Source organism: Armatimonadota bacterium (assembly GCA_013359125.1).
Lineage (GTDB): Bacteria > Armatimonadota > Fimbriimonadia > Fimbriimonadales > GBS-DC > JABWCR01.
The window spans coordinates 1-22,551 of record JABWCR010000017.1; the positions used below are offsets into that span (position 1 = coordinate 1).

18 protein-coding genes are annotated in these 22,551 nt (G+C 57.1%); 13 read left to right on the forward strand and 5 right to left on the reverse strand.

The genetic code is table 11. From position 1 onward, the window contains the following. Positions 1-210 precede the first annotated feature (210 nt). Entirely contained in the window at positions 211-1,572 is a 1,362-nt protein-coding gene (dcuC, locus tag HUU60_08710; protein NUL82786.1) for a C4-dicarboxylate transporter DcuC, read from the forward strand. Between the two features lie 13 nt (positions 1,573-1,585). Further along, a complete protein-coding gene (locus tag HUU60_08715) occupies positions 1,586-2,482 on the forward strand; it encodes a beta-ureidopropionase (protein ID NUL82787.1) in 897 nt (298 codons plus the stop codon). Positions 2,483-2,542: 60 nt separating this feature from the next. On the opposite strand, the gene HUU60_08720 is transcribed toward HUU60_08715, so the two are convergent. Beyond that, entirely contained in the window at positions 2,543-2,905 is a 363-nt protein-coding gene (locus tag HUU60_08720; GenBank protein NUL82788.1) for a hypothetical protein, read from the reverse strand. Positions 2,906-3,121: 216 nt separating this feature from the next. Between HUU60_08720 and HUU60_08725 the strand changes: the two genes are divergently transcribed. After that, positions 3,122-3,478: a hypothetical protein gene (locus tag HUU60_08725; GenBank protein NUL82789.1), complete on the forward strand. Its 357-nt coding sequence runs from the start codon at positions 3,122-3,124 to the stop codon at positions 3,476-3,478. A 402-nt stretch (positions 3,479-3,880) separates the two neighbouring features. Beyond that, positions 3,881-4,513: a transposase gene (locus HUU60_08730; GenBank protein NUL82790.1), complete on the forward strand. Its 633-nt coding sequence runs from the start codon at positions 3,881-3,883 to the stop codon at positions 4,511-4,513. 205 nt (positions 4,514-4,718) lie between these two features. Here the strand turns inward: HUU60_08730 and HUU60_08735 are convergent, their stop codons facing one another. Next, positions 4,719-5,468, reverse strand: coding sequence for a sulfite exporter TauE/SafE family protein (locus HUU60_08735; protein NUL82791.1), 750 nt, complete (start codon positions 5,466-5,468; stop codon positions 4,719-4,721). Between the two features lies 1 nt (position 5,469). Beyond that, on the reverse strand, positions 5,470-6,606 hold the full coding sequence (locus HUU60_08740; GenBank protein NUL82792.1) for a DUF2961 domain-containing protein: 1,137 nt from the start codon (positions 6,604-6,606) through the stop codon (positions 5,470-5,472). A gap of 75 nt (positions 6,607-6,681) precedes the next feature. Between HUU60_08740 and uvrC the strand changes: the two genes are divergently transcribed. From uvrC to HUU60_08755, 3 genes are all read left to right on the forward strand, one after another. Beyond that, positions 6,682-8,496, forward strand: a complete 1,815-nt coding sequence (gene uvrC / locus HUU60_08745) for an excinuclease ABC subunit UvrC (protein NUL82793.1) — start codon at positions 6,682-6,684, stop codon at positions 8,494-8,496. A 54-nt stretch (positions 8,497-8,550) separates the two neighbouring features. Further along, entirely contained in the window at positions 8,551-11,472 is a 2,922-nt protein-coding gene (locus HUU60_08750; GenBank protein NUL82794.1) for a hypothetical protein, read from the forward strand. 98 nt (positions 11,473-11,570) lie between these two features. Next, positions 11,571-14,456 (forward strand): hypothetical protein, encoded by a 2,886-nt coding sequence (locus HUU60_08755; protein NUL82795.1) that lies wholly within the window; start codon positions 11,571-11,573, stop codon positions 14,454-14,456. On the opposite strand, the gene HUU60_08760 is transcribed toward HUU60_08755, so the two are convergent. After that, positions 14,457-16,235 (reverse strand): M61 family metallopeptidase, encoded by a 1,779-nt coding sequence (locus HUU60_08760; protein NUL82796.1) that lies wholly within the window; start codon positions 16,233-16,235, stop codon positions 14,457-14,459. It abuts the gene before it with no gap. Between the two features lie 40 nt (positions 16,236-16,275). Further along, positions 16,276-16,839 (reverse strand): thioredoxin family protein, encoded by a 564-nt coding sequence (locus tag HUU60_08765; GenBank protein NUL82797.1) that lies wholly within the window; start codon positions 16,837-16,839, stop codon positions 16,276-16,278. Positions 16,840-17,122: 283 nt separating this feature from the next. Here HUU60_08765 and HUU60_08770 point away from each other — a divergent pair, with 283 nt between their 5' ends. The 6 genes from HUU60_08770 (at position 17,123) to HUU60_08795 (ending at position 22,535) form a co-directional block, all read left to right on the forward strand. Next, the gene (locus tag HUU60_08770; GenBank protein ID NUL82798.1) at positions 17,123-17,449 is read left to right on the forward strand and encodes a prepilin-type N-terminal cleavage/methylation domain-containing protein; all 327 of its coding nucleotides are present in this window, start codon (positions 17,123-17,125) and stop codon (positions 17,447-17,449) included. A 205-nt stretch (positions 17,450-17,654) separates the two neighbouring features. After that, on the forward strand, positions 17,655-18,551 hold the full coding sequence (locus tag HUU60_08775; GenBank protein ID NUL82799.1) for a prepilin-type N-terminal cleavage/methylation domain-containing protein: 897 nt from the start codon (positions 17,655-17,657) through the stop codon (positions 18,549-18,551). A gap of 215 nt (positions 18,552-18,766) precedes the next feature. Further along, positions 18,767-19,663, forward strand: coding sequence for a prepilin-type N-terminal cleavage/methylation domain-containing protein (locus HUU60_08780; protein ID NUL82800.1), 897 nt, complete (start codon positions 18,767-18,769; stop codon positions 19,661-19,663). A gap of 109 nt (positions 19,664-19,772) precedes the next feature. Next, positions 19,773-20,669: a prepilin-type N-terminal cleavage/methylation domain-containing protein gene (locus HUU60_08785; GenBank protein NUL82801.1), complete on the forward strand. Its 897-nt coding sequence runs from the start codon at positions 19,773-19,775 to the stop codon at positions 20,667-20,669. Between the two features lie 41 nt (positions 20,670-20,710). Next, positions 20,711-21,034, forward strand: coding sequence for an MGMT family protein (locus HUU60_08790; protein ID NUL82802.1), 324 nt, complete (start codon positions 20,711-20,713; stop codon positions 21,032-21,034). Next, positions 21,015-22,535: an aldehyde dehydrogenase family protein gene (locus HUU60_08795; GenBank protein ID NUL82803.1), complete on the forward strand. Its 1,521-nt coding sequence runs from the start codon at positions 21,015-21,017 to the stop codon at positions 22,533-22,535. The genes HUU60_08790 and HUU60_08795 overlap by 20 nt, the downstream gene beginning before the upstream one ends. Positions 22,536-22,551 lie beyond the last annotated feature (16 nt).

Below are 22,551 nucleotides of genomic sequence, written 5' to 3' on the forward strand. Positions count from 1 at the left end.
CTTAGGATCGATTCGTACTCAGTTTTGTGCTACATTCGCGCAGATTCCCGTTCAGCTTGCGGTTCCAGGTCTTTTGCCAGGCGGAAGCCTGGCGTTCCGGGAGGCGGTCTCGCGCAAAGGGCGCCAAGGATGCTGCCGGAATGGGGGCGATCCCTGTTGCTTCTTAGGCGAAAGGAACCAAGCATTCGCCGGGGAATCACTTCGGTGTTCATGGCACTCTTGGGCTTGGTCGTCATCGCAGCGGCGGTCTATCTGGTCGTTCGCCGAGTCGATGTGCGGCTGGCGCTCATCCCAGCGGGTCTGCTGATGGGTTTGCTGGCGGGCGATCCGTTCGCCATCGTTCGTACCCTATTCACAACGCTGGTCGATCAGAAGTTCGTGATCCCGATCTGTTTTGCCATGGGTTTCGCCTATGTGCTGAGGGAGACGGGCTGCGATAAGCACCTGGTGCGGCTGCTGGCCAACCCGTTGCGCAACGCCAAAGCCGCGCTGATACCGGGCGCGGTGTTGGTCGGTTTTCTGGTCAACATCCCCATCATCAGTCAGACCAGCACCGCTGTTGCGATCGGCGCCGTCTTGGTGCCTCTAATGATGGCCGCAGGCGTCAGTCCGGTCATTGCGGGCTCAGCGCTGTTGCTGGGCGCATCGGTCGGCGGCGAACTGTTGAACCCCGGCGCGCCCGAATATGGCACGGTAACCGTAGCCATCGGCGAATTGACGGGCCAGACGGTCAGCCGTTCGTCCATGCCGAAATATGCATTGCCATTGTTGCTCGTGCAACTCTCGGTCAGCGCCGCTGTTTTCACGATCATGAGCTGGCGATACGAGAAGCGTCAAGAGGGCGCCAAGGCCGAGCCCCTCGAGTCATTCAGGCCGAACCTGCTCAAGGCGATGGTGCCGCTGTTTCCTATTGCGCTGTTGTTCTTGACCGCCGAACCGTTCCGGCTCTTTGCGCCCTCTCCCGATTGGCTGGTGGGCGCGAAGGAGGTCGCCGGTCTGTCGGACGAGGCGGGCGCAAGGAAGAGCGCCGAACTGTTCGACAGTCGTTGGATCGGGGCGGCGATGCTGTTGGGAGCGCTGGTCGCCATGGCGACGGCTCCCAAGGCGGCACTGGGCGCAGGCAAGGCGTTTTTCGAAGGGATGGGCTATGCCTACAAAGAGATTATCGGGATCATTGTCGCGGCGTCCTGCTTTGCCGAGGGCGTTAAGCTGATCGGCGTTGGCGAGTTGTTCAGCCAGTTGGTGGGCGGTTCGCCGCAGACTTTGGTTCCGGCGTCTGGCTATGTGCCGATGCTGTTTGCGGCTCTCAGCGGTTCGGGCATGGCGTCTACTCAGGGTTTATACGCGCTGTTCGCCGAGCCCGGCATAGCGCATGGTTTGAACTTAGAAAGGTTGGGAGCGATCGTTTCGATCGGTGCGGCGGCGGGGCGCACGATGTCGCCTGTCGCGGCGGTCGCGCTGATGTCGGCCAAACTGACAGGCACCGATTCGCCCGAACTGTGCAGACGGGTAGCGTTGCCCTTGATCATTGGGCTGACCGCCACGCTGCTATACGCATTGGCGCTTTTCTGATATAATCCGCGCAATGGCGGAGATAACGGTCGGGATTGCGCAGATCGCGCCGATCAAGGGCAATATCCAGGCGAACTTGGACAAGGTCGGCGCCTTGATGCGTCAGATAAGCGACGAGGGATTGGAGGTCGATCTGCTTACGCTGCCGGAGACCGCTACGACCGGCTACTTCTTAGAGGGCGGGGTGGTCGAAGCCGCCTTGGATGCGCGATCGCTGGCGAATATGCTGGCGCAACAGTACCAATCTTCTGGGCTTCAGCGCGCGCTCGATGTGTCGATGGGATTTTACCAGAAAGAGAACGGCCACCTCTATAACTCGGCGATCTATGTCGAACTGCCGTCGGGCGAGATCAAGCACGTTCATCGGAAGTTCTTCCTGCCGACTTATGGCGTGTTTGACGAGGAGCGATTCGTCAGCCGAGGGGTTCGCATAGAAGCGTTCGATACGCGCTTCGGGCGGGGTGCGATGCTGATCTGCGAGGATGTTTGGCATTCGGTTTGCGCGACGATAGCGGCGCTCAAGGGCGCCTGGTTTATCCTGGCGCCGGTTGCATCGCCTGCGCGCGGTTTTGGCGGCGAGATTCCAGACAATCTGGTTCAATACGAGCGAATTGTTGGAAGGATGTCGGAGGAGCACGGCCTATACACAGTGATGACGGCGCTGGTCGGATTTGAAGGGGGCAAGGGATTCTCGGGCGGTTCGATGCTGGCCGCGCCGAACGGCGAAGTAGCGTTGAAGGCGCCCATTGGCGAAGAGGCTCTGGCTATTGGAAAGATGAGTTTTGACGAAGTCGAGGTCGCTCGCGCGCGGCTGCCTTTGTTGAGCGATTTACAATCGGCGCTGTGCGACGTGATCAACCAGATGTGCTCAGGTGCAATTGTATACAATCAAGATCGAATGGAGGAGTAGAGATGAAGACGATGACTTTGCTTTTGGCTTGTTTGGTTGCCGGAATTGCTGTTGCTCAGCCTAGTATGACGCTGCCCGCCGAGTTGAAAGCCCTGGATTGAATGAAGGGAGAATGGACGGGCGCCTTGTCGTCGTGCCCGAGGTCTCGTCGAAAGTAACGGCGTAGTCTTCGCCGTCCGCGTCGAGGGTCGTGTCGTTCTCCGCAAAGTTGCGGTCGTTAATTGATGTCTCAATCCCTTCGAAACCCCCATAGGCCTTTACTCCGTCGGGGATTTCGATCTGTTCTAGATAGGGCGTCGTGTCGTCGCCGGCGACCCAGACCGAGTCGCCCGAGGACGAAGCGGCGAGCGCGGATCCGATGGCGGCTTTGGCGTTGGCCCAACTGAGGCCGTTGTTCGCGTCGTTGCCGTCCGGCTTCTTCATCCTGAGGGCGTTCTACAATCATGGGGAAGGTCTTCGGGCGTAGGAATCCTGGTCGGCCGCGTGGGTACACCAGAGACAATACATGCGGTGCGGTTTGGATATGACGGGCAATTTACGCCGTTGACGCCGCCTGCTGCAAACAGTTCGCGCATTCTTGCCGTGTCTGGCTTGGTAGGCGTCGGTAACGTCCAGAGTTCTGGAGTGGGGAGGGCCATATTGTGGAACCTTCAGACCGGCGACTATCAGGCGGGTTGGGCCTACTGGCCCGCGCGCAAAGCGGTCTTGTGGCACGGTTCGGCCGAGTCGGCGATGGAGCTTCACTCCTTGCTGCCTCCCGAATACACCCATTCGGAGGCGGAAGGCATCGAGGTGGACGCCTTTGGCAACGTTACGGTCGTCGGATGGGCCTACAACGGCATGCATGGTCGGAACGAGGCGATCGTCTGGCAGATGGCCGTGCCCGAACCCGGCTCGCTGACCGTCCTCAGCTTTGCAACCCTCTCCGCCCTAATTTTCCGCCGAAGACTGAAAGCGCATCGCATACCAGGCGCAAAACGGCGCGAGAGGAGTTAGGAGGCGGGTGGGGAGTTCCCGCCTCCGTGGGGGTAGGGGAGGTGCGACCAAGTCTTCTACACAACTCTGCCCCCAACCGCATTATCGGTCGTGCGCTTGCGAATTATCAGACTTAGCGCCCTTAGTACCGCCGGCGTCCTCGCCGGCCCTCCTCCAACCCAGACGGGCCACACCCCAAGTACCGCCGGCGTCCCCGCCGGCTTTCCTCCAACCCAGACGGGCCACACCCCAAGTACCGCCGGCGTCCTCGTCGGCTTTCCTCCAACCCAGACGGGCCACACCCCAAGTACCGCCGGCGTCCTCGCCGGCCCTCCGTCGGGTTCTGATAGTTAAGGAGATCCTAAAGACGTTCTTGACAGACATACTGGAGCATTAGGTAGAGTCAGTTGTTGCATTTAGACAATGGCAAACCAAGAAGAGAAAAAGCCGATCGATTCGGATCCCTCTAAGCTGAACTTCGTGAGCCTCAAAGGCTCGGTGAGTATCCGCGACCGTAGATATCTTCCTCATTGGGAGAAGGAAGGCGCGACCTATTTTGTTACTTTCCGGCTGGCTAATTCAATGCCAAGGCATGTAATCGAACTCTGGGCTGAGGAGTTGGCGAACCTGGATGCTTCAGTTAGAAAATGGCAGATGATCAAGAAGATCGAGCGATATCTGGATATTGGCGGCAAAGGCTGTTTGTTGTTGGACGGTCGCTGTGCGGATATAGTGGCGGGCGCATTGCAGTTTTACGAAGGCGAAAGGTACATTCACTTTGCATGGTGCGTCATGCCGAATCACGTACACACGGTGTTCCAACTTTTGGGCGACCAAAGGTTGTCCAAGGTCATTCAGAATTGGAAGTCGTATACAAGCCACAGCATTAACAAGGTACTTGGCTCGAAAGGCGAAGTCTGGCATAGAGAATATTTCGATCACATAGTTCGAAGTCCACAGCAGTTAGAGAAAGCAATACGTTACGTGCAGACGAATCCGATGAGGGCGGGTTTGACGGATTGGAAGTGGGTCTATCCAAGCATATCGGATGGATAGGAAGGCCGGCGGGGACGCCGGCGGTACTCTGGCGTTCCAACGGCAAGGTTTCGCGCAGAGGGCCGGCGGGGACGCCGGCGGTACTTAGCTTCCGGCGGTACTCTGGCGTTCCAACGGCATAGTCTCGCGCAGAGGGCCGGCGGGGACGCCGGCGGTACTTAGCTTCCGGCGGTACTTAGCTTCCGGCGGTACTTTGGCAAGGGGGTTATGCGATCGCTTTAGCGATCATTCTGATTGCCAGAAGGATCATGGTAGCGGCAAAGATGCGCCTGAGGACGATCAAGGGCGCACGGGCGCCTAGCGAGCTTCCGATGCGCGCGCCGACCATGATGCCCAGCACAACCGGAGCGACGATATGGCCGAGCATCGCGCCCTTGGCCAGGTAGACCAAACCGCTGGCCGCGCCCGTTGCCCCGATCAGAAAGACGCTGGTCGCGATCGCCTTCCTCATGCCCAGCTTCAGCAGAAGGTGCATCATGGGCGTCTGGACGATGCCGCCGCCGACGCCCAAAAGCGCCGATACCGCTCCGGCGCCCATGCTCAGCCCCATCCCGATATAAAGGCGCGATCGGTCCCAGTCTCCACCTTCGTCGGAGGCGTCCTTTGACGCCAGCAACTGGATCGAAACGACCACCATTAGGACGGCAAAAAGACCGGCCAGGACGTTCTGTGGCGCCCAATAGCCTAACTTGGCGCCCAGAATAGCCCCGATTACGGTCGGAAGAAGCAGGTAGACGCCCAAATCCAAGTCGACCAGCCCTTTGCGAAGGTAACCGAGCGAGCCGACGCAAGAGGTGGCGACGACGGCTGCTAAGCTGGCTGGAATCATCTCTTTGATCTCGTACCCCAGCGCAATGGTCGCGACCGGGGTTAGAATGATGCCACCCCCCAAGCCAAGCATCGCGCCAAATGCGCCGGCCCCGAGCGCTGTCAGAAAGAGATAGAACTGCTCCAACTCATCCCCGGCGGTTTCGCGGCAACCTTTCGATAACCGGCGGCATGGGCGTCAGGGGCGGATGGCCCGGCGTTTGATACCAGTAGGCGACGCTGGAGTAGTCGTTCTCCTGCAAGTTCGCGTGGCCGTGCTCGATCGAAAGGCGAAGGGATCTTTCAAACATGACCGGGTCTTCTAAATGGAATCGATAGGAGGTGCACTGCCGGCGGTCGGGGAATTTGGGATCGCGCTCGGGGATCGACGTGCCCGCATAAAGATGGCCTCTCGGGTGCATGCCCCAGGCTTGGCAAAGATAATCTTCAGAGCCAGTCCCGTGCAGGGACGGAGGCCATGGCTCGCCATCGATAAAGAACATATCGTCGCCCTCGCCCCACCAGGTGTATTCCGGCTCTTCTCGAACCGAGTTGCCGATCGTAACTTTCTTAGGCAGAGGATCGATGTTATCGACCGACAGAACGCAACCGACGTAGTGTCCGGCGCCCTGGGTATCCAAGATCAGATAGTTGCCTGCATCGCTCAAGCAGGGTTCGTCCATCTTTTCCCAATAATTTTCGCCCAGCGCATAGAGGCTGCCGCGATCGGCTTTGGTCGGATACTCTTGGCGGTAGTGGGCGCAGAATCGCAATGCGTCGTCGTTCACGCGGTCGTGGGTTTCGTAGTCCACATAGTAGTAAAAGTGCCCGATGTCGCCGTCGCACTCGTTCAGGACTTCTATGCGGGCACCATCGGCAAACGGCATGGCGAAGTAACAGTTCATAGCCACGCCGCCACCGTATCTACCTTCGTTATCGACGTGGGTTACCGTATTGAGCGGGATAGAGTTGAAAGAGCGGGCAATGCCGTGCCCCATGCCGAAAAAGTCGCCCAGCGGGGCTAATACGCTCGGTTCGCTATTGCCGTCCCAATAGCACCTCAGGATGACCTTGCGCAGATAAAGATCGTCGGAGCATCCAACCGTGATCCAGACATGGCGGATAACGCCCGCGCCTTCGATTCGGGCTAACTCGGCGACCTCGCCTTTACCAATGGTCAGATAGTCGCGATTGCCGCCCGTTCTGTCCCAACTGGATTGTCTTTTGGTGCGCCCGGAACGCTTAAGAGTTAGTCGTCCCATCATCCCTGCAGCATAGTTCTCCATCCCTGCCTCCTGTGCGCATTAGGTTTCTCTGTTCGCCTCGGCGTTCCTACCGTCTACAATTATCCCGTGAGCGAGCTGAAGCAAAAACTGGCGGGACTGCCCAAGGCGCCGGGATGTTATCTGTTCAAGGACGAATCGGGTGAAATTCTCTACGTCGGCAAGGCGGCGTCGTTGCGGAGTCGGGTGCGAAGCTACTTTACCAAGTCGGCCGACCCGTCGAACAAGACGCGCCGATTGGTCAAGCGAATCACGGATTTAGAGTGGATTGTAACGGACAGCGAGTTAGAGGCGCTGATCCTTGAATGCAATTTGATCAAGAAGCACCGACCCTACTACAACGTGCGGCTGAGGGATGACAAAAGCTACCCGTATCTGTGCATTACGACTAGCGAGAAGTTTCCCCGTCTGATGGTAACGCGGCGGGTTCGACAGGATGGCAATCGCTACTTTGGGCCGTTCGCCAGCGCCTATGCCATGCGGCAGACCTACAACCTGCTGCACCGTGCTTTTACGCTCATTCCGTGCGGCAAGGTGTGGAGCGGCGAGGCAGTCCAGCGGCCGTGCCTGTACCATCACATTGGGCGATGCATGGCGCCCTGCGCCGGATTGGCGGATCGGGAAGCCTATCTTGCGGTCATCGAGGACGTGAGCGCGTTCTTGAAAGGCAAGGGTGAGAGCTTGATCGATCCTCTGAAAGAGAAGATGCAGGCGGCGGCCGAGGCGTTGGAGTTCGAGAAAGCGGCGGCTGTCCGAGATCAGATCGCTCACTTGGAAGAGGCTCTGCAAAGGCAGAAGGTGGTCAGCGCGGATCGGAACGACGAGGACGTGGTTGCGGTGGTGAAGGACGATCGCACCGCGCTGGTGCAAATGTTCTATGTGCGCGGGGGTAAGTTGGTGGGGCAAAAGTCGTTTATGGTTGACGGCGCCCAAGATGAGAATCCTGGATTGATAGTGCAGGAATTTTTGAAACAGTACTACCAGACTGCGCCGGATGTGCCCGATCGAATCTTGTTGCCTTATGAGATCGAGGAGATGCGGATCGTGCAGTCTTGGCTGCGGCAGAAGCGGGGCGCAGGAGTTGAGATCAAGGTGCCTCATAGAGGCGAGGGCGCTCAACTGATCGAGATGGCTGCGCAGAACGCCGAACTGTCGCTGAACAGCCTGAGGCAGCAGATGGAGGAAAGCGCGGAATCGGCCGCAGAATCGTTGGCCGAGCTTCAGGAGGCGTTAGATTTGGCCGAGCCGCCGACACGGATAGAGGCGTACGACATTTCCAACATTCAAGGCACTGCGCCTGTCGGCAGCATGGTGGTGTTGGAGGACGGCGAGCCTAAGAAGTCTGAGTATCGTCGGTTCAAGATTCGCTGGCATCCCGAAAGCCCGGACGACTTTGCGATGATGTCAGAGGTGATTACACGGCGGTTGAAGGAGGCGTTAGGCGGGGATGAGAAGTGGTCGCGATTGCCTCAACTGATACTGATCGATGGAGGCAAGGGCCAGTTGTCGGCGGCGCAAGAGGCCATGAAGAAGCTCGGCTTTGAGGTTCCTATGATCGGGCTGGCCAAAAGGGAGGAGCTGATCTACTTGCCCGATCGCTCGGAGCCGATCGATTTGCCAAGAGGGAGCAAAGCGCTCCACTTGCTTCAGCGGATTAGGGACGAGGCGCATCGGTTTGCACTGCAATACCATCGGAAAGTGCGGGACAAACGCGCGGTCGGATCGGTATTAGAAGAGATACCCCATGTAGGGGCTAAGCGGCGGAGGAATCTGTTAAGGCTTTTTGGCAGCGTGGAGCGGATCAGATCGGCCTCTGTCGAGGAGTTAGCCAGCGTGCCGGGCATGACGCGGCGAGTGGCGGAGCAGATTTTGACTTATCTGAACGAGGCCTGAAAAATACGTCTTTCGGCGTATGCGAGGACGTAGAAACCGGCGCATACTTTTTCTATGATGAAGACCATTATCGCTCTTTCGATATTGCTGCTTGCTTGTTCGTCGGCGATTGCGGCAGCCAAGACATGGACCGGCGCAATCTCTACATCATGGGGATTGGCGAACAACTGGAGCCCTTCAGGCGCTCCGTTGGATGGGGACGACGTTACGATCTCAAGCGTAACTGTTAGGCAGCCCACTTTCTCATCGGGCACGGTTACGCTCAACTCGATCTCTTGCTCTGGGACATTGACTATAACCGGCGGTTCTTTGTCGGTGTCTTTGGCATCGTCTATAGCCAACCTGAACTTGAACGGGGGAATCTTTGGAGGCACCGGCAACGTTCAGATCACCGGCAACTTCAACTGGACGGACGGCATTCTGTCTGGCACAGGGACTTTCTCGATTAACGGTAGCGCGACAGGCGTCCTCTCGGGCTCTGGGACCAAGACGCTGAGCAGCAAGACGTTCTCGAACAGCGGGACAATCAACTGGTCCGGTACGGGCAATATCGATGGATTGGGGTCCTCGCAGTTCATCAACCAAGGCACGGGCGCGCTGAATATTCAGTCGGCCGCGGATTTTACCGGTGCTATTAGAGTAGAGAACCGCAGGATTACCATCAGCGGCAATACCTTTAGGGGTCAGATGACAAAGTCTGCCAGTTCGGGGCTGACGACTATTTCTGGCGAGTTCATCAATAACGGCGATCTTCTTATTAACCTCGGTGCGTCGCTCCAACTCTTGGCCGGAGGGAGCGGAACCGGGGATTTCAGCCTCAATGGCGGCAACCTCAATTTTTCGGGCGGTACCTATGACTGCGATGCGGGATCGGCCGTGCATGGAGGCGGCCAAGTACAGGTATCCGGCGGAACCGTCAATGTTTCAGGCGTCTTTAATATGACCAGACCCCTGGCCAATGGGATTGCGACGGCGTGCACAGGCGGCACGCTCAACCTGCTCGCAGCCTCTACTTTGTCGTCGTTGGGCGCCCATACATTTGTGTCGTTAGGAACGTTAAATCTTAGCAGCGGCGAAACGGCGTTCGTCGAAAGGCTTCAGATTTCCGGAGGCACATTGACCGGTTCCGATCTCATCCGGGTCTCTGTGCTCATGGAGTGGTCGGGCGGAGCCATGACCGGGATAGGAAGAACTGAGATTCGAACGACTGCGGACTTGAATATCAGCGGGGCGAGTCTGAAGACAATGTCGGGCAGCCGCATCTTGGAGAACTACGGCGACGTCTTCTTTGCCGGAACGGGCGTCTTGGTGGGTTCTGGCTCGCCCATTATCCACAATATGCCAGACGCGGATTTTCACATTCAGACCGATTCGAACATTTCGGGCACTGGCACATTCAATAACCATGGGAACGGCTTTGAAGGACCTTTCGGCGAAGTGTTTAAGGAAGCCGGTCCGCTCAGCCACTTTGCGATCGAGTGGGTTTTCAACAACGACGGTCGGGTGGAGTGCCAACAGGGGCCTGGCCTCAGTCTCGCCGGAGGCGGCACTAGCTCGGGCCGATTTGATATTCTGACCAACTCGGCGCTGCGGTTCGAAGGCGGCATGCACACCCTCACCGATCAGTCGTCCATATTCGGCCCTGGGGCTTTGATCATGAGCGGCGGAGTGGCCAACATTTCTGGATTTGTAACGTTAACCCGACCCATGCCTAACATCTCGTTGAACGTGGCCAGTGGAACGATCAACTTTCTTGCGGCTGCGACCATTCAACAGATCGGCGGTTACGTAAAAATCCAAGGTGGGACCGCCAACTTTAGCGCTGGGCAGGTTGTTACGATGGAGCAGTTGGACATAGAGTCCGGAACTTTGACCGGCTCAGACACGGTAAAAGTAACCGACCTTATGAACTGGTCGGGCGGCACGATGCGAGGGTCAGGAAACACGCAGGTGGACGCAGGGGGGCACCTCAGTATCTCTGGCAGCAGCGTGAAGCGGCTTGACGACGCGCGCCTTCTCGAAACGCTTTTTGTATTAGGCGACACAACGATTTGGACGGGAACGGGCAACGTTGAGAGCGGCCCCAACGCGCGATTCGACAGTAGGGGAGACTGGAGAATCGAGACGGACGCCGACTGGCTGGGCGGCACGGTCCGGAACATAACTCAGATGAGAAAGATGCCTGGTTTTGGCGAAACCTTGTTCACGGCGAACGTTACGAACCAGAACCTCCTCATCGTGGATGTTGGCGCGCATCTTCGTTTTGGAGGCGCGTTTATTCAGTCGCTCAGTATCGCGAACACACGTTTGCACGAAGATGCGGTGTTGACCGGCCCGCCCCTCTTGACCTATAATGCTGGCGCGCTCAGGACCGATACCCTCCGAGAATCTCCAGTCGTCGGGATTCTCGACATGGTGGGATCGTCCCTTGTGCTGGGAGCAGACCCCAATGCTCCAGGAAGGTTGCTATTGGATGGCGGATTGCGCTTTGGTGCGAACGCGCGCCTGGTGGTTACTATTTTAGGAACAAACAACTCGAATCCTGATTCGATCGAGTTTAGTCAGATCATAGCGACATCCAATGCCGCTCCGGGCATCGACTTGGCGGGCCAACTGAAGATTGTCCGTAACTCCGCGTACCTCCCGACCGTGTGCGACACCATTCCGATCATCATGATGGAAGATTCGAGCGAGCAGATCGAGGGCGAGTTTGACAGCATCGTGTTGGAGGGTTTCGGCGGAGTCTTTCTGGAACCTGTTTTAGTCTACGAGCCGCAGCAGGTCAACCTCGTTATGCGGCCGTTGAGACCTGGCGATGCCAATGCCAACGGTTGCGTCGACGATGTCGATTTAGCCATCGTTCTTGGGTCGTTCGGAAGCACATGCGGTTGTTGCCCTGCCGACATCAATCGAGACGGGTTGGTCGACGATACCGATCTTGCGATCGTGCTCGAGAACTTTGGCCTGGGGTGTTAGCCCGCGTATTTCCAGGCAAAATCTGCCCAACGATGCACCATTAACCAGAGAAATCGGATTACAATCTACAATATGCAGGTTTGATTGGAGGTGTTTCTATGAAGATCGTTCTCGCTCTTTTGCTTATGCTCGGGGCTGTTGCTTCAAGCTTCGCTATCTTGCGCACATGGACGGGAAACGTGAGCACGAGTTGGCACACGTCCGGCAATTGGTCGCCAAGCGGCATTCCGGCGGCTGGCGACGATGTTACCGTGCCATCCTCTGCGCCCAGAATGCCCAGTTTCTTCTCCGGTACGACCAACCTCAACTCGCTGACTGTTGACGGTACGTTGACAGTCTCCGGCGGCACGCTTACCGTCGCCGTCGACTCGACCGTAGAGAACTTGAACTTAGCGGGCGGCACAATCGGCGGAACGGGCGCGTGGACGATACTGAACGACATGAACTGGACGCAAGGCTCGGTGATCGGAAACGGCGATCTGGTGATCCCTGGCGGGTCGACGTTGGACATGTCCGGTTCGAACACCAAGACGCTCGACCAGCGCCGAATTCTCAATTCTGGGGTTGCAACCTGGACCGGAACGGGAGATATCTCAGCGCTCAACAGCCCCCAGTTCGTGAACACCTTTAGCGGCGATTGGAACATTAATACCGACGGCAATTGGGTAGGGGGCGGCGTCGTTACCAATCAGCGCTTTGTTTCTGGAGCGAATACCTTCAGAGGCGAGATTGTCGTGTCAACTTTGGGGCCGAATATCGGCGCGCAGTTTAATAATGCGGGCAGGTTGGATCTGATTAATGGGGCGGGAATGCAACTGAGCGGCGGAGGCACTAGCAGCGGTATCTTCAACCTGGTCGGAGCCAATTTCACCTTTCAACAGGGCGACTTTGTATTGACAAGCGCGTCAACCATTCAGGGAACAAGCCAGATACAAGTGCTATCGGGGAATGTGACGATCGAAGGCGTTTACAATATGACAAGCGCTGCCAGTCCAAGCTTAACGATCGGACAAGCCAACTTGACGTTTGCTCCGTCAGCGACCTTAGCTTCGCTCGGCACGGCCGTCTATATCAACGCTGGCAATCTTACTCTCACGAGCGGCGAGTTCGTTTCTATCTCGGTGCTGACAATGGCAGGCGTGAACTCGCTCGTTACCGGCAGCGATCGGCTGAGGGTAACCGGCTTAACGACCTGGGAGTTAGGCAAATTTGGCGGCTCGGGAGTCCTTGAGATTCCCGCTACTGGCGACCTCAACATCATCGGCGCTTTTCCGAAGCAGCTGCTCGGCACGCGCGTCATCGAGGTTACAGGCGATGTGTTCTGGACCGGCTCCGGCAACATTGAAGCGGAGGCAGGAACGCGATTCGACATAATGCCGAACGGCGACTTTTTCATTAACACCTCGGGAGACATTACGGGGGCTGGAACTTTGAACGTTCTAGGCGACGTGTTGGAAGGTCAGTTTGGCGAAGTGATCAAGATGAACACGACCATCGATACTACAGAAGTGTCTATGGTCTATAACTGTGCCGGACTTACTAATGTCCAGTCGGGCGTCGGATTGACGCTTCAAAACGGAGGGTCGAACAGCGGCCACTTTGAGGTTGCCGGAAACCTTACGTTAGGCGGAGGCGCGCACACGTTCGCCGCTTCGTCAAGAATCGCAGGCGCTGGGTTCGTCGTCTGTACCGCTGGCGCTGTCCATTTCAACGGAACGCTAAACATTGCGAATCCTGGAGGCGGGCCTGCATTGAGCTGCACTGGCGGGGTTTTCAACTTCCTAGCGCCTTCGACCATTCAAGCGCTTGGTCAAAGGGTTTTTATTGAAGGAGGCGTCCTCAATTTCAGTTGTGGAGAGATCGTTACTTTGCCCGTACTCATGCTCGTGTCTGGCACGTTGACTGGAAGCGATCACGTGCGGGTCTCGACAAGTTTTGATTGGACGGGCGGCATCATGAGAGGGTCTGGACGCACCGAAATCCTTTCCAGCGGGATCTTCAGAATCCAGGGAGCTACAGTCAAATCGATGATGGATGCTCGCGCGCTTGAAATCGAATCGGACACGCAATGGACGGGTACGGGCAACGTTGTCTGCTCTGCTGGAAACCAAACGATCAATCGAGGACAGTTCACGATTTCGACCGACGCGGACTGGCTTGGCGGACAATTCGAGAACATAAGGACGGTTCACAAGGCTGTAGGCTCGTCGGGCACTCAATTTTCATCGGTCTTTACAAATCGAAGCGAGGTTTACGCATCGGCGAATACCCTCCTTCAATTTGCTGGAGGATATACTCAATCGTCCGGCCTGAGTTTGACCGATCTTGGTGAGTATGCAACTCTTCAGGGGTCTTCGGCGATCACAATCACCAATGGGACGCTTCAAACCTTCGGTGGAAACTACAGCAGTATCAATGCGAATGTTGTGATCGATAGCAGCGAACTCAAAGTTGGTCGAATAGACAATGCGGGCATTCTATTCTTGGATGGAGACTTGAGTTTGGATATTGGGGCTAACCTTCGAATCAGTGCCGAAGGTACGGACAACGGCGATGTCAACTCGCCTCAGTACGGGCAAATCGTTGTAACAGGAGACGGCCGCACCATCAACTTAGGTCAATCTGCACTGAGGGTCGACCGGGTAGCGGGCTACAACCCTCGCGTTTGCGATGAGTTTGACGTTATCTTGCTTCGCGGCAACGATTCAAGGATTGAGGACGAGTTTCGCATCGTCGTGGCTGTCAACTTTGTGAATGTCCGCCTGATACCCATCTACAGGTCGGACAAGGTCGTCATCCGCATCGTGCCGTTGCGTGCGGGCGATGTGAACGCGGACGGCTGCGTCGACGATACGGACCTTAGCAGCGTACTGACCGCTTTCGGTCAATCTGCATCGTGCCTGCCCGAGGACCTGGACGGCAACGGCATCGTTGACGACACCGACCTGGCAATCGTGCTCGGTGCCTTTGGCTTCGGTTGCTGATCAGCGCTTGCCAAGGTCGTCGCGTTCGGGCTTCTTGCCCGCATAGAACCAGGCTTCGCGCGCTCGAGCCTTGGTCGGATCGTCCTGTTCGACGATTCTTGTAACCGTTCGATTGCGCGATGTCGGCATTACGGAGACTTCTTTGGCCTCTCCGCTTCGACGCACTTTCAGATTGATCGCGCTGTCGGGCTTGGCTTGGTCGATGTGGGCGGTCATGAGCGCTTCCATTTCGGTCTTATTCTTGCCTTCTAAACTGGAGCCATTGACCGAGAGGATCAAGTCGTCGGTCTCAAGCGCGTCGCTGGCCGCGCCTCGGGTGAAGCGCACCTTCGGATAGGCGCCTTCTTCAACCAGGTAGGTTATCCCAGAATCGACGGTCGTCTCGACCTTGTTCTCAAGCACGAGGCCGACTTTGGCCAGTTGCTCGTCGATGTTCATGTCGCCCGGCGTTCGGATAATCTTGTCGTAATAAGCGCCCATCGCCTCGCCGCCAAAGCGGACCATTTGTTTGCGAATTTCATCCTCTTCGAATCCGGGCTTGTCGTCCTTGCATATCTCCCAAAGTGCCCGCATAACGTCGTCAAGAGAATGGCGATTGTTGGTCAAACTTCGCAGTTCGATGTCGAGGCACATGCCGGCGACCCAGCCGCCTGTGTAATAGTTGATGCGAAAGCCGCTGCTGTTGCCCCGTCCGTTGTTCGCGTCGCCCACTTTCTCGCTGGCTTCGTACAGGCTGACCTCGGTTCGGGCCGCCATGCTGCGATAACTGCGGACTTGGCCGATGACATCGTTGAAGAAGAGCTCTTTGCCCCACCATCCGCCTCGGAACAGCAAGAGATGGGCATAGTAGTCGGTTACTCCCTCCAGCCACCACAGCGCGCCGGTGCGAGGGAGAATTGTGTAATCAAATGGCCCTAAGGTTTTCGAGCGGATCCGCTTGACGTTCCAAAGGTGAAAATATTCGTGGGAGAAGACCGACACCGCCGAGTTCGTAACGTTCGATCCAAAGCTGATCTGGGTGCTTGTCAAATGTTCTAGACCGCCCGCGCCGCCTCCGCCGCGGCTGACGTTGAAGTGCCAGACAAACTTGTTGAACGGGGCGCCGCCGAAAAAGGCGATCTGAAAGTCGGAGATATGCTTGCAAGCGCGTTTGACGTAGTCTCTATCGACAACGCTCGCCCCCGCTCCTCGATAGACGATAAAGTGCGGTTTGCCGCCCGACCGATACTCGTCGATGATCAGATCGCCCATGCTGACTGGATTGTCGGCCAATATGTCATAGCTGTCGGCAATATAGTCGTTTGACCCAGGTTCGAGTTCGTCCAATCCGATCGCGGTTTTCCAGCCTTGCGGCACGGAGAGGCGCAAAAGGCAGGGTTCCGTTTTCCTGCCAACCGCGTATAGATAGGTGGAAGGTCCGCTGTAGTGGACGGCTCCATTGGTTATCGCAGCTCGAATATGGTAACTGAGGACGATCGCGCTTTGCCCCGGATGGCTCACGCGCCATGTGTAGTTGTTGGGCTTTTCAAAGGTCAGTTCTTTGCTGTCGTCGTCAGTTACTTTGAAGTTCTCAACTCGGCGGTGGTTTTCTGCCAAGATGTAGGCGCCCGGCGCCCAATTGGGCATTTGGTAGTCGGAAGAGTCGCCGCTGACCGGCGTCCGGATGCTGATCTCCAATCGCTGCTCGTCCGGGTTCATCTTGACCGTGTACTCAAACTTGGCTTCTGCCGCTAAGCACAGAGAGACCAATGCAAGCAAAAGGGCGCTTGTCTTTCTCATCAGCGAGCTGCTCCTCCGAATGGGTTGTTATACGAACGAATCAGGGCTTTGGATCCGGCTTGTCGTCGCCCGAACGTCGGCGCGGGTTGCGCAACCGATCCTCGATGGCAGCCAGTTGTTCGCCCGTTAGCTTCGGTCCGGCACGACGAATGATCGTCATATAGTGCTGGATCTCTTCCGGTTTGACCGGATGGCCGATGTTCTCTTGCTTTCCGTCGACGGCTCGGTTAGAGTTTGCGATGAGGCGACCGTCGGGCGTAACAAAGGCGACAAAGGGGATGCCTTGCTTCTCGCCGCCCAGGGCTTTAAGCAATTCGGCCCCGCCTTTGGTCTCTTTGTCCTTATGCTCGGCCGATTCCTGAACTCGAACGAAGGCGATCGTGAAGTTCTCGACCATCGTCTCCTTGAGCGACGGGTCTAGAACGAAAGCCTCGTGCTGTTTGCACCAAGTGCACCAAGACGCCCAGAAGATCACCATCACGTTCTGGTTTTGCTGCTTGGCCTTGTCCAACCAGGGCTTAAGGGTTGTCTGGACAACGTTGTTCTGCTGCGCGCCTGCCGTAAGAGCGAGGCAGATCGAAAGGACGGTCGCTAATTGTTTCAAAGTTGGCGTTGCCTCCAGTTTTGTATGTCGACGAATATTGTACCGCGACTGGTACCCCGTGTATTTATTCGGTTCGGCATGGAATAAACCTTTGCTTGGGGGCTTGCCGCCGCCGGCCAACCGCGCGCCCATACTACCGATGCGCGGCCCGCCCCCAACGCAACAAACATCCAAAGTTCTCGAATCCCGGCAAAATCCCGGTGAAGCCAGACCCGGATGGATGGAATAAACCGTTGATAACTCGATATATCGGGAGGTAGATCAGATGCGAAAGTATCGAAACATGAGAGAAAAGGGCTTTACGCTCGTCGAGATCATGATCGTCGTCTTGATCATCGGCATTCTGTTGGCTATTGCAGTGCCCAACTTTGTCAACGCTCGCGAGAAGTCGCGCGCCAAGTCGTGCGTGGCCAACCTCAAGCAGATCGACGCGGGCAAAGAGCAGTACGCCATGGACAATAACCGAGCCGACGGCGACCCGGTGGCCTGGAACAACCTGACGCCCACCTACATGAAGTCCCAGCCCGGATGTCCGTCGGGCGGCACCTACACCATCGGCAACGTCGGTACCAACCCGACCTGCAGCACGGGCGGTCAGCACAGTCTGTAAGACTTAGATAGGCGGCAGACTCTTGAAGGCGGTCGTCGCAAGCGACCGCCTTTTTTCTTTGGGTTGACGGAACCAACCGCGCTTCTCCTACGTTATATCCCTTAACCCGGCTAACAACCATGCAAATTGGTCAATCTAATCAAGCCGGTATATTGAGGCAGGAGCATTTACTGTACGCTCGCCTCTGTATTAGGAGCAGCGCGTTATGAATGTTCGCAAAGGCTTTACGCTTATCGAGCTGTTGGTCGTTATCGCAATCATCGCGATCTTAGCCGCGATCCTCTTCCCAGTGTTTGCGCAGGCGCGCGAGAAAGCGCGCCAGACTTCGTGCACAAGCAATTCGAAGCAGCTTGGCACTGCGGCTATGATGTATCTTCAGGATTACGAAGACAACGGTCCTCTGGCCTATGGTCTTCGAGTTCCGGGCGCCCCGGCAGACATCTATCTGTACGGTCAATTGGCGCCGCACGACTGGCCCAATTCGCAAGGCTCTCAAGCCAATCATTTCCGCGGACTGTCTTCCTTAGTCTCGTGGGTCAATACGCTTCAGGCTTATACCAAGAACTGGGGCATTTACGGCTGTCCTTCGGCCAGCGAGATTAGGTCCGCGACGTTTACTTCCGATTATGCAGCGCCGCGGCGCCAGCCGGCGCCCGGAAGCTACACCTACAACGGTCTGCTGCACGACTATCCAATGGCTCGAGTAGCCATGTCCGCCGATCTGCCCATGTTTTTTGAGGGCAGGGGAAAGGCCTATACCCTTGGGATTGCCAACGCGAACCCTGTCTTGACCTGCAACCCGACTTCTGCATTGCCTTGCCGCTACTTTAGCTGCACCTATGGAGCTTCGGGCACGCCCTATCCGACTTCGGTCATGTTTACGCTCAACGGCACCGCCCACGTGCATAGCGGAGGCCAGATGTTCGTAATGGCCGATGGCCATGCCGCATGGCGAAAGATGGGGGCTCAAACGACGCCTCAAGATACCAACTATCGGGTTGACCCTTACACTGGGTACACCGCAGACGGCTTCCCCGCCTCTTACTGGTGGGACGGCTGCAACGCCTGGCTGTTCCGACCCGACTACGAGTTCAACATATGAGATAACGACAGCGCAAAGGGCGGCGGGCTGAGAAGTTCGCCGCCTGTTTGGAACTTTCTGCCTCCTTCGGGTAGTCTTTATCCTATGGATGGGGCCGAAAAGGAACTTTTCGCGGACCCTTGCGTAAAATGAACTTTTCGGTTATAATATCCATTGGCAGGAATCTTTGCCGTAAGGCAGAATCCTGACCTAAACCTTTCACAGGAGGTAGTACCATGAAAGTCCGAAAGGGCTTTACTCTGATCGAGCTGTTGGTTGTAATCGCGATCATCGCCATCCTGGCGGCCATTCTTTTCCCGGTCTTTGCACAGGCCCGGGAGAAGGCTCGCCAGACTGCTTGCTTGAGCAACAACAAGCAGATGGGCACCGCAGGCATGATGTATCTGCAGGACTACGACGAGTTGTTCCCCAATGCAATGGGGCTTCGAGTCCCCGGCGCGCCCGCCAATCCGTGGCAGTTTGCCATGCTGATCCCCCACGACTGGTCGACCAGTCAGGGTTCGCAGTCTGGCGCATTCAGAGGACTTGCCTCGCAAGTTACCTGGATGAACACTTTGCAGCCCTACGTAAAGAACTGGGGCGTGATGGACTGCCCGTCCTCGCGCGAAACTCGCCGAGCTGGGTTCGAGGCGGATTATGCCGCTCCTCGCAAGCCGATCGGTCGAACGAACATCAGCTACAACGGCATTCTGCACGACTATCCGCAGGCTCGAATCGCCAAAGTTGCCGAGCTTCCGCTGTTCTGGGAGGGTCGCGGCAAGGGCCAGCAGTTGGGCTTCACCATTTCGAGCCCGACTCTGATGTGCGATCCGGCCAACACGGCGCCGTGCCGCTACTTTAGCTGCACCTACGGAGCCTCGGGCACGCCCTATCCGCAGTCAGCCATGTTCGTGCTGGAGGGTTCTGCCTGGGTGCACAATGGCGGCGTTATCATGACGTTTGCCGACGGCCATGCCGGATGGCGCCGTTTGGGCGCTCAATTGACTCCCCAGGACACCAACTGGCGCGTCGATCCGTTCACCGGTTACAGCAACGACGGGTTCCCCGGGTTCTACTGGTGGGATGGTTGCAACGCGTGGCTGTTCCGACCTGACTACGAGTTCAACATTTAACTCTCAGGTCTGACCTGTAGTTCCAAAACGGGGCGGGGCAACCCGCCCCGTTTTCTATGCTATACTCTTTCTGTAGCGCCAACTAATATCCAAACCAGGAGGTTTCGTCATGAAGCGCATCAAGGCGTTCACACTGATCGAGCTGCTGGTCGTCATCGCAATTATCGCGATATTGGCCGCAATTCTATTCCCCGTCTTTGCCCAAGCGCGCGACAAAGCGCGGCAGACTGCCTGCCTCAGCAACAGCAAGCAGATGGGTATTTCGACTATGATGTATTTGCAGGATTGGGACGAGCTCTTTCCCAATGCGATGGGCCTTCACGTACCTGGCGCGCCTGCCAATCCATGGCAGTTCGCCATGCTGATCCCGCACGATTGGTCGAACACGGAAGGGTCGCACACCGGCGCTTTTCGCGGCCTTGCGTCCCAAGTTACTTGGATGAACACCCTTCAGCCCTACGTCAAGAACTGGGGCGTGATGGATTGCCCGTCGTCCCCGCATCGTCAGCGTGCCGGCTGGCCGCTAAGCGATTACACCAGCCCGCGCAGACCGCCCGGCGCCACCAACATGACTTACAACGGAATCTTGCACGACTTTCCGCAAGCCCGAGTGGCCAGGCCGGCAAACCTGCCGCTCTTCTTTGAGGGTCGAGGCAAAGCGCAGGAGATCGGGTTCATCATTTCTAATCCGACCATTCGATGCGATCCCTCAGACGCTCGACCGTGCCGGTACTTTAGCTGCACGTACGGCGCCAGTGGAACGCCCTACCCGACTTCGGCCATGTTCCTCAAACTGGCTAGCGCCTGGATCCACGCGGGCGGAATGATCTTTGTCCATGCGGACGGTCATGCAGCATGGCGACGGCTGGGCGCAACCCTTGCTCCCAATCCGACCGACCATCGCGTCGACCCGAGCACCAACTACGACTTTACGGGCAACTCCACTCACTACTGGTGGGACGGATGCAATGCCTGGCTGTTCCGACCCGACTACGAGTTTAACTGAGAAGCGTCTACCGGCGGGGGCGACCGCTCCCGCCGGCCCCAATGAAGTTTGAACCCCTCTATCGTATTGTGCGAAGGATTCCCGTTGGCCGCGTTGTCGGCTATGGTCAGTTAGGCGAGTTGTCCGATCCGCCGTTCTCCCCAAGAGCCGTTGGGCGGGCTATGGCTTATTGTCCCGACGATGTGCCTTGGTGGCGCGTTTTGGGCGGTAATGGCCTCATTCTCACCTATCGACGAGACCCTGTGCTGGGCGCGTTGCAGATCGCTCGCCTGAAGGACGAAGGCGTCCCGGTCGACGAACTGAGGCGCGTCGACATGGATCGCTTTCAGTGGTTGCCGACCGACAATGAACTTCGTGACGATTGAACAGGCATCGCGCGTTCAGTGCTCGTTCGCAAAGCTCGACCTTAGAGAGCGCGCCCGATTGCTCCGGCGCTTGCGTCGCGCTATTGTCGCAAGGCGAGACGAAATCGTCCGAACGATCACGGAAGAGCAGGGAAAGCCGCGATTCGAAGCGCTGGTTATGGAGCTCTTTCCGGTACTGGATATGGCATCGTACCTCATCGAGCAGGCGCCCAAAGTTCTGAAGGCGCGATCGGCGGATCGACATCAGCCTTTCTTACAAACCCATTCGGGCTGCTTTGCTCCGAGACCCTATGGTCTCTGGGCGGTCATATCGCCCTGGAACTACCCGTTTTCGATCCCCATGATCTCAGCGATGACGTTTGTAATGGGAGGCAACGGAGTCGTGCTGAAGCCCTCGCCCGTTACCCCGCGCTGTGCCGATTTGATCGTTCAGTTGTTCGAAGAGGCCGGGTTCCCAGATGGTTTGGTTTCTGTGCTGCATGGCGGCGTAGAAGCCGCGCAAGCGTTGATAGACGATGAGCATATTGCCGCGGTTTGCTTCACCGGCAGCGTGGAAGGCGGCAGAAGCGTGATGGCTCAGTGCGCCAAGGCGCCCAAGAAAGCACTATTGGAACTAGGCGGCAAAGATGCGGCGATCGTTTTGGCCGACGCCGATCTAGAACGGGCGGCCAAAGGTATTGCATGGGCATCGATGGCGAATGCGGGACAGACCTGCGCTTCGATAGAAAGATGTTTGGTCGAGCGGCAGGTTTACGATCGGTTCGTAGACTTGCTAGCAAGAGAGATCGAGCAAATCCGGCTGGGCGATCCGTTTGACGAATCGACCGACATGGGACCGTTAACGACGCAAGCGCAGTTCGACATCGTCCGGTCGCATGTAAAGCAGGCGGTATCGCAAGGCGCAAAGGCGCTCGTCGGGGGCCAGGCACGGCCCGACTTGGGCGAACGGTACTTTGAACCAACGCTGATCGCGGACGCGCCCTTGGATTGCGATTTGATGCAGAAAGAGACCTTCGGGCCGGTCGTCTCCGTTCGGCCGTTCGATGATCTGACCGAAGCGACAGAAATCGCCAACGGAGCGCCCTTTGGATTGACGGCGTCGATTTGGACAAAGAGCCAAAAGGCTGTGCTGGAGATCGCATCGCGACTGGAAACGGGCGTCGTATCGATGAACACCCACATGACGACCTATGGAGAGGCCAACAGCGCTTGGGGCGGCTTTAAGCGGTCGGGCATAGGCCGCACGCATGGGTATAGCGGGCTGATGGAAGGCGTGCAGATGCAGTACATCGACATCGACGAAGGCGGTAAGCCGGAGATTTGGTGGTATCCGTATAGCGAGCGCGCCAAGACGGTGGTAGACGATCTGTTTATGTTCCTATCAGAGAGTTCTTGGCCTCAGCGGATTGCCGTCTCGCGCCGATTCCTTCCGCAGTTGGGTTTCTTGAGCCGATTCTTTCCATTGCACCGCATGATGCCTAAGCTCCTGAAGTACCTGTAAGGCAGGAGGAGGCGCG

Excerpts from the sequence above, each read along its gene's own strand:
- dcuC (NUL82786.1), top strand. The coding sequence starts at position 211 with ATGGCACTCTTGGGCTTGGTCGTCATCGCAGCGGCGGTCTATCTGGTC.
- HUU60_08715 (NUL82787.1), top strand. The coding sequence starts at position 1,586 with ATGGCGGAGATAACGGTCGGGATTGCGCAGATCGCGCCGATCAAGGGC.
- HUU60_08720 (NUL82788.1), bottom strand. The coding sequence starts at position 2,905 with ATGAAGAAGCCGGACGGCAACGACGCGAACAACGGCCTCAGTTGGGCC.
- HUU60_08730 (NUL82790.1), top strand. The coding sequence starts at position 3,881 with ATGGCAAACCAAGAAGAGAAAAAGCCGATCGATTCGGATCCCTCTAAG.
- HUU60_08740 (NUL82792.1), bottom strand. The coding sequence starts at position 6,606 with ATGGAGAACTATGCTGCAGGGATGATGGGACGACTAACTCTTAAGCGT.
- HUU60_08750 (NUL82794.1), top strand. The coding sequence starts at position 8,551 with ATGATGAAGACCATTATCGCTCTTTCGATATTGCTGCTTGCTTGTTCG.
- HUU60_08755 (NUL82795.1), top strand. The coding sequence starts at position 11,571 with ATGAAGATCGTTCTCGCTCTTTTGCTTATGCTCGGGGCTGTTGCTTCA.
- HUU60_08760 (NUL82796.1), bottom strand. The coding sequence starts at position 16,235 with ATGAGAAAGACAAGCGCCCTTTTGCTTGCATTGGTCTCTCTGTGCTTA.
- HUU60_08770 (NUL82798.1), top strand. The coding sequence starts at position 17,123 with ATGAGAGAAAAGGGCTTTACGCTCGTCGAGATCATGATCGTCGTCTTG.
- HUU60_08775 (NUL82799.1), top strand. The coding sequence starts at position 17,655 with ATGAATGTTCGCAAAGGCTTTACGCTTATCGAGCTGTTGGTCGTTATC.
- HUU60_08780 (NUL82800.1), top strand. The coding sequence starts at position 18,767 with ATGAAAGTCCGAAAGGGCTTTACTCTGATCGAGCTGTTGGTTGTAATC.
- HUU60_08785 (NUL82801.1), top strand. The coding sequence starts at position 19,773 with ATGAAGCGCATCAAGGCGTTCACACTGATCGAGCTGCTGGTCGTCATC.
- HUU60_08790 (NUL82802.1), top strand. The coding sequence starts at position 20,711 with ATGAAGTTTGAACCCCTCTATCGTATTGTGCGAAGGATTCCCGTTGGC.
- HUU60_08795 (NUL82803.1), top strand. The coding sequence starts at position 21,015 with ATGAACTTCGTGACGATTGAACAGGCATCGCGCGTTCAGTGCTCGTTC.